Genomic DNA, 12,269 nt, shown 5'->3' with positions numbered 1-12,269 from the left:
CGATAGGCAGCGTTGGATGAGGTGTGGACAGGCACATCAGGACCTAGTCCCGCGTCCTCCGAACCTCGTCGACCAGGTCGAGCACGGCTCCGGCGAGCGCGGCGGCGGTGCCGCGGTCGCGCATCCAGAGCGGACGAACCGGGACGGAAATCCCCTCGGCCTCGAGCGCGGGGGCGAGCGCGGCATCCTCTTCGGCGATCACCCACGCATCGAGCAGACCCCCGGATGTTCGCGCACCGTAGTGGCGCCCGACCGCATCGGCGGCAGCGGGGATTCCGACCGCGGCGAGACACGCATCGGCCATCCCCCGCACCGGAGCGCCGGCGATGATCGGGGAAACCCCGACCACCGCTCCGGGACAGGAACGCACCGCCTCGGCGATCCCGGGGACGGCGAGGATGGGGCCGAGGGAGACCACGGGGTTCGAGGGCGCGAAGAGCACAGCGTCCGCCTCCGCCAGAGCCTCCCGCACCCCGGGCGCGGGCGCGGACCGCTCGATGCCCGGCCAGTCGAAGCCCTGCGCCGGGAGACCGGCCCGATGCCGCGTCCACCATTCCTGGAAGTGCATGCGCCCCTGGTCGGTCGTCACGTGCGTGTCGACCTCGGAGTCCGTCATCGGGAGCAACCGGACACCGAGCGGCCAGCGCCCGGCGAGACGACCCACGACCTCGGTGACCGTCGCACCCCCATGAAGCCACCCCGTGCGCGCGACATGCGCTCCGAGGTCGAGATCCCCCAGTGTGAACCACGGCCAGCCGGCCCCCCAGGCTCCCAGCTCCGCTGCCACTCGCTCGCTCTCTCCGGCTCGGCCCCACCCCCGCCCGGTATCGTTCACCCCGGCGAGGGCATAGATCATCGAGTCGACGTCCGGCTGCAGGCGCAGACCGCTGAGCCACAGATCGTCACCGGTGTTGATGATCACCGTGATCCGGGCGCGGGTGCCCCCCTCCCCGTCGGGCCAACGTCGGCGCGCAGCCTCTCGCACGCCGACGACGAACTTCGATCCGCCGACACCGCCGGCGAGTACCACGACGCGTGGTGCCGCGGGGACTGTCATGACGCCAGCACCAGGGGCCGATCCACGAGCGCCGCGGTCCGCGGCCCGAGACCGGCGCGGCGTGCCGCACGGAGGTGCTCGGCATGATCGAGGTCACGCCTCAGTCCGCTCAGCACCGGGAACCCGACCTCCGCGAAGCCGGCCTCGTGATGGGCGACGGCCGAGCGATCGCCGAAACACGGGCGCAGCTCGAAGCCCGCCCGGGCGGTCGCGAGCACGGTGCCCGTCCCCTCCGCATCCGGAACGAACGCCCGAGGATGCGAAGACGCGAAGGCGAGTGCCCTGGCCAGTTCATCTGGGCGCAGCGCCGGGAGGTCACCGAGCATCACGGCCCGCGGACGAGCATCCGGCGCCGCGCTCACGCCGAGCGCGATCGCCGCGCCCAACCCCTCTCCCCGGTCCCGCACGACCCGCACGCGGGGCAGCACGCGGAGCGCGGTCGCCGTGATCTCGTCGCTCGTCACGACGATGACCTCGGCGACCCGCTCACAGGCCGCGGCGGCCTCGACGGTGTCCAGCGCTATCGCCCGAGCGAGCGGCTCGCGCTCGACCCCCGGCAGTCGCAGGCGCGACTTCCCGATCTCGGCCCGCTTGACCGGGATCACGACCACCCACTCACGCACGGGCGCCCCCGGCACCGAGGGCCCGACACCACCACCGCGGAGCATGTCGGCGTCCTCAGCCGCGCAGTCGGGGCGCGATGTCGCGCTCGAAGAGCTGCAGGAAACGCCGCTGGTCATGACCCGGCGCATGGAAGACCAGGTGGTTGAAGCCCCAGTCGATGTACTGCTGGATCTCGGCGGCCACCGCATCCGGGTCGTTCCCGACGATCCAGCGCTTCGCGATCGTCTCCAACGGCAGCGCGTCGGCGGCCTTCTCCATCTCGACCGGATCGGTGATGTCGTGCTTCTGCTCCTTCGAGAGCGACAGCGGCGACCAGAAGCGGGTGTTCTCCAGTGCCGCGTCGCGCGTCTCCTCATAGGACAGCTTGATCTCGATCATCCGGTCATAGGTGTCGCTCGAGCGCTCGGCCTGCTCGAGTCCCTCCGCCACCGCCGGGAGCAGCTGGTCCACGTAGAGCTCGCGTCCCTTGCCCGAGGTGCAGATGAAGCCGTCGCCCGCGCGCCCGGCGTAGCGCGCGACCATCGGCCCGCCTGCGGCGATGTAGATCGGGATACCGCCCTCGGGCCGGTCGTAGATCGAGGCGTCGTGCGTCGAGTAGTACTCACCGTCGAAGTTCACCCGGTCCCCGGACCAGAGCGCCCGCATCAGGCGCACCGACTCCCGCAGTCGCCCATAGCGCTCCTTGAACTCGGGCCACTCCTGCTCCCCCGCGCCGCGGAAGCCCGTCGCGATCTCGTTCAGCGCCTCACCGGAGCCGACCCCGAGGATGATCCGGTCCTGGTACAGGCAGCCCAGGCTCGCGAACGCCTGCGCGAGCACGGCCGGGTTGTAGCGGAAGGTCGGAGTCAGCACCGAGGTGCCGATGCGGATGCTCGACGTGCGCTCGCCGACCGCCGCCATCCAGGTCAGGGAGAACGGGGCGTGCCCGCCGGTGTGTCTCCAGGGCTGGAAGTGGTCGCTGGCGAACACGGACTGCATGCCGTGCGCCTCCGCCGCCACCGAGATCTCGACGAGCTCACGGGGGTCGAACTGCTCCGCGCTGGCCTTGTATCCGAGGGTCAGTGTCATGTCGCATCCTTCTGTTCGTGTTCGTGCGGTTCGTGTGCGTGGACGGCGGCCAGGGCGGCGGCATAGCCGTCGCGGTACCCCTGGTCGAGTGCTTCGGCGGTGCCCAGCCAGAAGAGGTCGCGCTCCGAGGGGCGCACGATGCTCGACGCACCGGGCAGGGTGAGGGGACCGACGAGATCGGGGCGTCCGCGCACCACGGCGACCGGGTTGCCGCTCGCCTTGCCCTTGACGAGGTCGGAAGCCGCAGCCAGCTCGTCGGCGAGGCACGGGGTCGTGACACTGAGCACCTTGCCCGCCTGATCGGTCGTGCCGCGGAGGTCGGCGATCATCCGCACGCCTCCGCCACCGATCGCGACGTCGGTCTGTCCCTCTCGCCAGGGACGCCCGAGGGTGTCGCTCAGGATCACCCCCACCTCCGCCCCCGTGGCCGCACGCAGGCCGGCAGCGAGCGTCCGCGCCGAACGGTCGGGGTCTTCGGGGAGCAGGAGTACCCAGCCGTCGGGAGTGTTACTGGCATCGACACCGGCGGCCGCGGCGACCATCCCCAGGCGGTTCTCGACGATGCGCATGGTGTGGCCGTCGGCGGTGCGAGAGGCGACGAGGCGCACGGTCTCGGCGGTGATCGCCTCCTCGCGGTCGGCGGCCTGCACGTAGCAGCCCTCGGCCTTGGACACGATCTTGGAGGTGACCACGAGGATGTCGCCGTGCGCGAGCTCGACGCCGGTGTCGAGGATCAAGGCCACGAGGTCGTCACCGGGCTGCACCTCGCCCATGCCGGTGAGGGCGAAGACGGTGATCGCGGGGGCGCTCATGCGTGCACCTTCGGAAGGACGTCTCGACCGAACACCTCGAGGAACGACCTCTGGTCGGGGCCGACGTTGTGCAGGTAGATGCGCGTGAAGCCGAGGTCGGCATAGCGCTGGATCTGCGCCCGATGCACGTCGGGGTCCGCGGAGATCAGCATCGACGCGCGCAGGTCCTCCGCCGTCACCCCGCGCACCAGCTGTTCGAAGTCATACGGCGAGCGCACGTCGCCTCGGCGCATCCGGAGACCCGCGATCGGCCACTCCGACAGCGCGTTCGCGAGCGCCTGCTCCTCGGTCGGCGCCCAGGAGAGGCGGAGCTGGAGCACCTTCGGGAGAACGTCGGGATCGTGGCCCGCCTCCCGTGCACCCTCGGCGAACCGCGCGAGCAGGGGTTCGAGGCGTTCGACCTCGGCGGAAGTCGTGATCAGCCCATCGGCATTGCGGCCGGCACGACGTGCGGTGGCGGGCCCCGCGGTGGCGATGTAGACCGGCGGCGCGGTGGGCGGCATCGTCCACAGCCGGGTGGTCTCCATCCGGAAGTGCTCACCCCGATGGCGCGCGTCACGCCCGGCGAGGGAGGCGGTGAAGAGTTTGCGGATCAGGTCGACGGCCTCGAACATGCGGTCAATCCGCTCGGCGGGCTCCGGCCAGTAGCCGCCGACGATGTGCTCGTTCAGCGCCTCCCCCGAACCGACGCCGAGCCAGGCACGACCGGGGTAGAGCGCCGCAAGGGTCGCTGCGGCCTGCGCGACGACCGCGGGGTGCGTGCGGAAACCGGGGGTCGTGACACCGGGACCGAGGTCGCCGGTGGTGTGGGCGCCGATCGCGCCGAGCATCGTCCACACGTGCGCGGCGTTGCGATGGCGAGGTAACCAGGGCTGGAAGTGGTCGGTGGCCATGATCCCGCGGAACCCGTGCGCCTCGGCGAGGACGCAGTTCTCGATCGCGGCGGTCGGCTCGACCTGCTCGAGCATCGCGGCGTATCCGATGTGCATGTCGGCCTCCTCGCCTCTCTGTCTCCATTGAATGGATACTGGATCCAAAAGTCAAGCGTGTGAGCTTCCGGGCCGCGTCGAAGTGCGAAAACGCGCCTCCGGACCCGCCCTGAGGCGCGTTTTCGATCCCGCAACAGCGCGGCGGGCGGGACGGGGGCGGGCGGGAAGGGGGACGGGGGGCGGGGTCAGGGGCGGGGGCGGGGGCGGGACTGGACGGCCAGGGTTGCGGTCGCGGAATCCGCAGCGAGGGCCGGAGGGGTCGCGAGGTCGGGAAGACCGGCACCGACCGCCTTGCGGGTCCGACCGATCGCGCGACGAGACAGCGCCCACTGCAGGCCGTATCCGATCGCGAACACCATCAGCGTGAAGATCAGCGCCATCGCGGCGCCCTGGTCCGGTGCATAGAGCTGTGCGGAGCGCGGGTTGATCATCGCGTAGATGTACATCGACAGCGGACGGGATGACGGGGTGGCCAGGAACGCGGGAAGCGTGAACTCGTTGGTGCCGAGGATGAACATCTGGATCCACACGGCCATCACGGTGGGCATCAGCAACGGAGCGATGATGCGGCGGAACCCCTCGAAGCGACTCGCCCCGCTGGTGAGCGCGGCCTCCTCCAGCTCGGGCCGGATCTGCAGGGTCGCGCTGTACGACGAACGGTAGGCGATCGACACCCGATACGAGTAGGCGATCACCAGCGCCAGGAGGGTTCCCGCGATCGGGATGTAGGGGTTGATCACCATGAAGGTGAGGAACATCGCGAAGCCGGCGATGGTCGCGGGGATAGCGACCGACGACGAGGCGAACAGGTCCAGAGCCTTCACCCAGCCGGTCTTCTTGCTACGAGCGATGCCGTAGGCGAGGACCGTGGCGAACACGACCGCGATCGTGGCGCTGCCGCCCGCGATGAGGACCGTGCGTCCCAGCGACACCCAGAACTCCGGATCCGCGAGCACCACCCCGAACGCACCGAAGTCGGTGCTGCCGAGCATCGCATCGATCGAGAACGCCACCGGATAGGGCGTGATCGCCGCCCACAGCAGGGCGAGCAGCGGGAGGATGCCCGTGAGCAGCACGAACACGGCGACCAGCAGCATGACCGGGATCTTCCACGGCCCCATCCGCATGGTCGACGGCCGGAAGCCCTTGCCCGAGACCGATGCCCTGCGCTCGGCATTGCGGGTCGCGCGGAGATAGACCGCGAAGGCGATGGTGGTGATCACCAGGAACACGAGTCCCCACGCGGCGGCCAGGCCGTACTGCGGCAGCTCGCCCGCGTTGGAGCTGATGAGCGTCCAGAGCTTGAGGGCGAAGATGTTGCGCCCGGACTCCTGACCGAACAGCAGCGGAACCTCGAGACTGCCGAGACCGAGGATGAAGGTGAGCACGGTCACCCCGAGCAGGCCCGGCCAGAGCATCGGCAGGGTCACCCGTCGCAGCGTCTGCGGCCAGGAGGCCCCGGACACCCGCGCGGACTCTTCGAGCGAGCCGTCCATGTTCGTCAGGATGGGCACGATCATCAGGTAGGGGAAGGTGACGTTCGTGAGCGCCTGGATGAAGATCATCGTCGGGAAGGCGTACGGATCGATCGGCACGTCGCTCGCGAACGGGAGCAACCGCAGCAGCTGGTTGAGCACCCCGGACTCGGGCGAGAGCATCAGCAGGTAGGCCTGTGCCTTCACGATCGGCGGGATGATGTACGGCACGATCACCAGCACCGAGATGAGGCGACGCCACGGCGCATCCGTGCGCACCGTGACCCAGGCGAGGCCGAAAGCCATCAGGAGCGTGAGGAGCGTCGAGCCGCCGACGAACGCGCCGGTCGCGCCGAGCACACCCCAGAAGTCCTCGCGCAGCTGCCACAGGGTGACGAAGTTCTCGACGCCCCACTTCGCCGACGAGACGCCGAAGGGCAGGAACGGACCACGGAACGCGGTGATCACCTGGACGATCAGCGGTACCGCGAGAAGGATGAAGATGACCGCGCCCGAGACGATCATCGCGATCGTCATCGTGGTGGGACGCTTTCGCCCCGTGGTCCGTCCTGCCTGGAACATCGTTATCCGTTCAGCGCCTTGTCGGCGGCGTTGATCATGGCCTGCCAATCGTCACGAGTGGCCTGCGTCTCGGTCTCGGCCCCGTTCTCGAGGCCGAGCAGCAGTGCGTCGGAGTTCGTCTTCATGAGCCCGGTGGCCTCGGCGAACGTCGCAGCGGGAAGCCCGGCGAACGGCACCTGGGTGCTGGCGAAGCGCTCGTCCGTCATGCGGAGCTCGATCCAGTCCGGGTCGAACGCGTTCCACAGGGTCCACAGCGCCGCGCCCGGCTTGTTCTTGGCGTCGGAATTCACACCGGAGAACTGCGCCCAGACGCCGGCGTGCTCGAACGGCGAGACCTGGAGCGCCGGGTTCGGGTTGAAGAGGGTCTGGTTGAGGGCGATCGGCACGTCACCGCTCGACAGCGGAGCGCCCTGATCCTCGAGCAGCTTCAGGTTGCCGGACGACATGAGGTCGCCGATCAGGTCGACCATCTTGTCCTCCCCCTCGGCCATCCCGTATCCGGCGAAGACCACCGCGTTGTAGCCGGCGACCGACACCTTGTCCTTGTACTCGGGGTCGAGGAGACCGTCGAGCGTCTCGGGCACCGACTCGACCTTCTCGGTGTTGTACTGCATGAGGGTGCCGTTGATGCTGTCGGGCATGAGCTCGGGCGCACCGATGGTCAGGTACTCCGCGGGGACGCCGAAGCTCTCCCAGTCGACCTTCTCCCAGAACCCCTCGTCGTACATGGCCGCCATCGAGGTGATCGAACCGGACACCACGTCGGTGTTGCGGGCACCGGTGGCCTTGGCCGAGATGATCGCCGAGGACAGGTTGTAGGTCAGACCCCGGGTCTCGACCTTGATGTCGGGGAAGCGCTCGTTGAACTGCGCGATCACCTCGGGCGCCAGCTCGTACCAGTCCCAGATGACCAGCGTGCCGCCATCGGCCTTCTTCGCCTCTTCGTAGAGGGTGTCGAGCTGCTTGTCGATCTCCGGCCAGTAGTCGTCGTAGAAGTTCTCGCAGCGCGTGATCGCTCCGATCTCGACGGCGTCGCAGACGGCCTCGGCGGCGTCGCCCTTCAGGGCGCTGTCGCCCCCGGTGGCTTCGCTCGGCGTGCTGCATCCGCTCAGCGCGAGTGCGAAGACCGCCACGACGGCGGTCGCTCCCAGTGTTCTCTTCATGATCTGAATGTCCTCTCTGACATCAGGAATGTGATCTACGGGTGTGGTGCGGGGTTGCGTCATGCAGCCAGCACGCGGCAGGCGTGCGGGACGAGTTCGAGGAAGACCCTGCCGCCCTCGGGGGGTGTCGCCAGCGGTGCACCGCGGCCGACGATGGTGCCGACGGACTCGCCCTCGGCGAGCACTTCGGCCTCGTACTCGACGATCTCGCCGAGGAACTCCACCCGCACGATGCGGACGGGAACGACGTTGGGACGGTCGGCGTCGGTCTCGTGCCAGCGCACGGTTTCGGGGCGGAAGGTCAACGTGACCTCGTCGCCCGCCGAGACCTCGTCCGGCACGGGCGTGCGCAGCCGGGTCCCGAAGGCCTCCACCACCGCGTCACCCGCGCCGTCGCGATCGATCACGAGGGCGGGGATCATGTTCGCGCGACCGACGAAGTCCGCCACGAAGCGGTCGGCCGGCTGATCGTAGAGCTCCCGAGGGGAAGCCTCCTGCACGATGCGCCCGCCGTTCATGACGGCGACGCGGTCCGACATCGACAGCGCCTCGGACTGGTCGTGTGTGACGTAGAGCGCGCTGATCCCGAGGGTGCGCTGCAGACTGCGCAACTCATTGCGCATGGTGTCGCGCAGCTTCGCGTCGAGGTTGGACAGCGGCTCGTCGAGCAGCAGCAACCGCGGCCGGTGGGCCAGCGCCCGTGCGAGAGCGAGGCGCTGCTGCTGGCCGCCCGACAGTGCGGTGGCCGGACGCTGGGCGAGGTGATCGAGCTGCACGAGCTCGAGTGACTCCATCGCCCGCTTGCGCGCCTCCTGCTTGGGAAGACGGGAGCCGGCCACCTGGAGCGGGAAGATCGCATTGGCGAACACGGTCATGTGCGGCCAGATCGCGTAGTTCTGGAACACCATCCCGATGTCGCGCTTGTCGGGCGACACGTGCGCGGTGCCGGTGGAGAGCACCTCGCCGTCGAGCGAGATGACCCCGCCGTTGCTCCGCTCGAGCCCGGCGACACAGCGAAGCGTGGTCGTCTTGCCGCATCCCGACGGGCCGAGGAGGGAGTAGAACATCCCGGGCTCGATCGTGAACGTGACGTCCTTGACCACGGGAACCGCGGCGCCGTCGAGCTCGTAGTCCTTCTTGAGGGCGTCGACGACGAGTCTTCCGCCTCCGGATTTCGCGGTCATCGGAACCCTCTCGTCCTTCTTCATTCTGGATTTTGGATCCACTGCGATCGCCACCATCATCGTCCCTCTCTCACGACGGATTCCACTGTCTGCGGGGCTGCCGGCGCGCCCCACGGCCGCGGCTTCTCGAAGAACACCACGACGATCGCGCACACCGCGAAAGCGACGGCCGACAACAGCAGCGACTGCGACATGGCCGTGGCCAGCCCGCTGCCGTCCTCCGCCGACAGGTCGCTGCCGGGGTGGATCGCCCCCGGCACGAAGCCCGAGATATGCAGGGCGAGCGTCGCGTTCATCAGGACGGCCAGCAACGCCGACCCGATCACGGAGCCCATCTGCCTGGTCGTGGAGTACACACCCGATCCCGCTCCGGCCTGCGTGTGCGGAAGGTTGCGGGTGGCCGTCGACGCCAGAGGTCCGAACATCCCCGAGACACCGATCCCCAACAGGGCGGACGGAAGCAGCAGGAGCCAGAACGGGGCATCGAGCGTCATCGTCGCCGCGTACCAGACCATGGCCGCAGCCGAGACGACGAAAGCCGCGAACGTCACCCAGCGCGGCCCGACCCGGTCGCTCAGCTTGCCGACGAACGGGCCGAGCACCCCCGAGACGACGGCCATCGGCGCGAGCATGAGTGCGGCCAGCGTCGGGTCGAGACCCCGGCCGACCTGGAAGTAGAAGGCGAGCGGCACCGGCATCGCCGTGATGCCGACCCCCACCAGGAAGATCGTGGCGTTCGCGACCGAGAAGTTGCGGTCACGGAACAGCGCGAGCGGCATGAGCGGTTCGGCGCGGTTGACGCGCTGCCAGACGACGAAGAGCACGAGCAGTACGACCCCGGAGATGATCAGGCTCCACACCGTGATCGGTCCGAGGATCACACCCCAGTCGTAGACCTCACCCTCCTGGATGCCGAACACGAGAAGGAAGAGACCGACGCCGGACAGCGTGACGCCGAGCCAGTCGAACCGATGCGGGTGTCCTTCCAGGTTCGGCACCAGACGCCAGGCGACGAGGAACGCGACGATCCCGACGGGCACGTTCACGAAGAAGATCCACTCCCAGCCCACCGTGTCGGTGAGCACGCCGCCGAGGATCGGACCGACGAGCGTCGCGAGCCCCCCGACCGCGCCCCAGGCACCCATCGCCTGACCGCGTCCGCGCGGAGGGAAGACCCGCGCGATGATCGCCATGGTCTGCGGCGTCATCAGCGCCGCACCGAAACCCTGCACCGCCCTGGCCGCGATCAACATGCCGATACTGTCGGCCAGACCGCACGCGAGCGAAGCGAGGGTGAACACCACGAGACCGATGAGGTAGACGCGCTTGGGCCCGAAGCGATCGCCGAGCCTGCCGGTGATCAGCAGCGGGACGGCGTAGGCGAGGAGGTAGGCGCTGGTCACCCAGATGACCGTGGTCAGGTCCGCGTCGAAGGCCGCGAGGATGACCGGGTTGGCGATCGCCACGATCGTCGTGTCGACGAGGATCATGAAGAAGCCGATGCACAGCGCCCACAGGGCCGGCCAGGGCCTGACTGTCTGAGTCATGGATCACTTTCGGGAGGGATCGTCGCGGAAGGTACGGGAGCGGGGATTCGGCGTCCGCCCTGCAAGCCCCTTATGTGCAGGGCGGACGCCGAAGTTCCGGGGGCCGGGTGTCAGCCGTCGGCGGCGGGGATGCCGATGACGGGCTCGCCCAGCAGCGGGGTCGAGACCGCGTAGATGCCGTGATTGGCGAAGAGCCAGATCAGGTTCCGGTCCCACTCGACGAAGATCCCGTGCACGGGGGCGGCGAGGTCATCGTCGTCCTTCAGACCCATCGGAGGCACGAAGTAGGCGCCGACCTGCGGGTTCTCGGGATCGCGCACGTCGAAGATCTGCAGCCCCGCGGCGTAGAACGCGTAGGGGACGACTCCGCCGTGCGGGGTTCCGGTGTTCGTGAAGTACCCCGAACGCTTCGGGCCGAACGAGCCGCGGCGCTGTGCCCAGTCGGTGAACGCGGCCTCTGCCGGCGGCGTCGGGCGGGGCAGAGTGCGCACCACCCGCGGGTTCGTCGGGTCCGACACGTCGATCTGGTAGATCTCCTTGGCCGGCTCGTAGCAGTCGGTGTTCATCGGGTAGCCCGAGACGTACACGTACCCGGTCTCCTCGACCTGGGTGGTGTCGACGTTGTCGCCTTCGGTCCCGGCGACGCTCGTGGGCAGCGGGCACCATCCGACGTGATGGATGTTCGTCGGATCGGAGACGTCGAGGACGAAGAAGCCCTGACCCCCCTGCGCGGCGTACGCGTAGCGGTAGCCCGACTCCACGGAGCGGGGCATGAAGACGCCCATGCGAGAGCCGAACCAGCTCGTCTTGTTGTTCCAGCGGTCGTTGTCGGCGAGGTACTCGGAGTCCACCTCCTCGCCGGCGCGGGATCCGGGCACCCACCAGGTCGAGAGCAGTTCGGGCTTCGAGGGGTCGGAGACGTCGTAGGCCGCATGCCCCGCCGTCCACAGCGTGGTCTTGTACGGCTGGTTGGTGAACGTGTTGTCGGGCGCGGTCGCCACGAAGAGGTACTTGTCGCCGTAGTAGACCGGCAGGTCGAGGACGCCGTTGCCCTCCTGGATCTCGTCCGGCCCGTGGTTCGGATCGGTCGAGACCTCGGTCAGGAGCGTCCACTCCCTCGGGCTGGGTCCGTTCATCTCCCAGGTGCGGAAGCCGCGCAGGCCCTCCCACTCCTTCAACTGACCCTCGACGGTGTCGTCGATCCACTTGTTGGCGACCCGCCCCTTGAGGAAGTACCGCGGGGTCTCGCTCGCCTGGATGGCGATGTGCTTCCCGAGCTTCTCGTTCCACTGCACCGTCGTCGCGCCGAACTGCGGACGCGGATCATCCCACCCCCACTGCTCCTCGTCGACAATCGTGAGGTCGCGCGGGTCGGTGATGTCGTACAGCTTCCAGTGGTTGCCACCGCCGTAGTGCAGCATGAGGCGTCGGCCATCCCAGTCGTAGATGCACTGCCAGGAGTGGCTCGTGTTCACCACGATCGGGTAGAACGCCTCGGTGGTCGCATTGAACGTGTACGTCTCGGGATCGCGATAGTCGAGCTGACCGGGCCAGTCGACGAACACGTCACGCGGGACGGACGGCGTGTGCGCCGGCGGCAGAAAGGTCCCGTCCGGCTGCATACCCCAGGTCGAGGGGTCGGGATCGGCCGGTTCCCCCGCGACCCGGCGGAAATCCTCCGGGCGGTACTTCTTCGCGTCGGGCACGTAGGGAGAGCCGGCCATGTCGCCTCCATTGGCTGAATCGGGTGAGATCGTCACGACGTCGT

General features: G+C 68.8%; 10 protein-coding genes. All 10 read right to left on the bottom strand.

What is annotated here, in order from left to right; translation table 11 throughout:
* Nucleotides 1-43: 43 nt before the first annotated feature.
* Nucleotides 44-1,057, bottom strand: a complete 1,014-nt coding sequence (gene cofD / locus LVJ59_RS11505) for a 2-phospho-L-lactate transferase (RefSeq protein ID WP_232763104.1) — start codon at nt 1,055-1,057, stop codon at nt 44-46.
* Nucleotides 1,054-1,725 carry a 2-phospho-L-lactate guanylyltransferase gene (gene cofC / locus LVJ59_RS11500; protein WP_232763103.1) on the bottom strand — a complete coding sequence of 224 codons (672 nt, stop codon included), beginning with the start codon at nt 1,723-1,725 and terminating at the stop codon, nt 1,054-1,056. Before cofC ends, cofD begins: the two co-directional genes overlap by 4 nt.
* A 10-nt stretch (nt 1,726-1,735) precedes the next feature.
* Entirely contained in the window at nt 1,736-2,749 is a 1,014-nt protein-coding gene (gene fgd / locus LVJ59_RS11495; protein ID WP_232763102.1) for a glucose-6-phosphate dehydrogenase (coenzyme-F420), read from the bottom strand.
* Nucleotides 2,746-3,561 carry a coenzyme F420-0:L-glutamate ligase gene (gene cofE / locus LVJ59_RS11490; RefSeq protein WP_232763101.1) on the bottom strand — a complete coding sequence of 272 codons (816 nt, stop codon included), beginning with the start codon at nt 3,559-3,561 and terminating at the stop codon, nt 2,746-2,748. Before cofE ends, fgd begins: the two co-directional genes overlap by 4 nt.
* Nucleotides 3,558-4,550 carry a TIGR03557 family F420-dependent LLM class oxidoreductase gene (locus LVJ59_RS11485; protein WP_232763100.1) on the bottom strand — a complete coding sequence of 331 codons (993 nt, stop codon included), beginning with the start codon at nt 4,548-4,550 and terminating at the stop codon, nt 3,558-3,560. Before LVJ59_RS11485 ends, cofE begins: the two co-directional genes overlap by 4 nt.
* Nucleotides 4,551-4,735: 185 nt before the next feature.
* Nucleotides 4,736-6,607 (bottom strand): iron ABC transporter permease, encoded by a 1,872-nt coding sequence (locus LVJ59_RS11480; RefSeq protein ID WP_232763099.1) that lies wholly within the window; start codon nt 6,605-6,607, stop codon nt 4,736-4,738.
* Between the two features lie 2 nt (nt 6,608-6,609).
* Nucleotides 6,610-7,770, bottom strand: a complete 1,161-nt coding sequence (locus LVJ59_RS11475) for an ABC transporter substrate-binding protein (protein WP_232763098.1) — start codon at nt 7,768-7,770, stop codon at nt 6,610-6,612.
* A 59-nt stretch (nt 7,771-7,829) separates the two neighbouring features.
* A complete protein-coding gene (locus LVJ59_RS11470) occupies nt 7,830-8,954 on the bottom strand; it encodes an ABC transporter ATP-binding protein (protein WP_165875405.1) in 1,125 nt (374 codons plus the stop codon).
* A 56-nt stretch (nt 8,955-9,010) separates the two neighbouring features.
* A complete protein-coding gene (locus LVJ59_RS11465) occupies nt 9,011-10,501 on the bottom strand; it encodes a DHA2 family efflux MFS transporter permease subunit (protein WP_232763097.1) in 1,491 nt (496 codons plus the stop codon).
* 110 nt (nt 10,502-10,611) lie between these two features.
* Nucleotides 10,612-12,225: a hypothetical protein gene (locus tag LVJ59_RS11460; protein WP_232763096.1), complete on the bottom strand. Its 1,614-nt coding sequence runs from the start codon at nt 12,223-12,225 to the stop codon at nt 10,612-10,614.
* Nucleotides 12,226-12,269: the final 44 nt, after the last annotated feature.

Source organism: Microbacterium sp. KKR3/1 (genome assembly GCF_021272365.1).
In the GTDB taxonomy this organism is placed as follows: domain Bacteria; phylum Actinomycetota; class Actinomycetes; order Actinomycetales; family Microbacteriaceae; genus Microbacterium; species Microbacterium aurugineum.
Note: the sequence above shows the minus strand (reverse complement) of the source record. Positions and strands in the feature narration are given on the sequence as shown.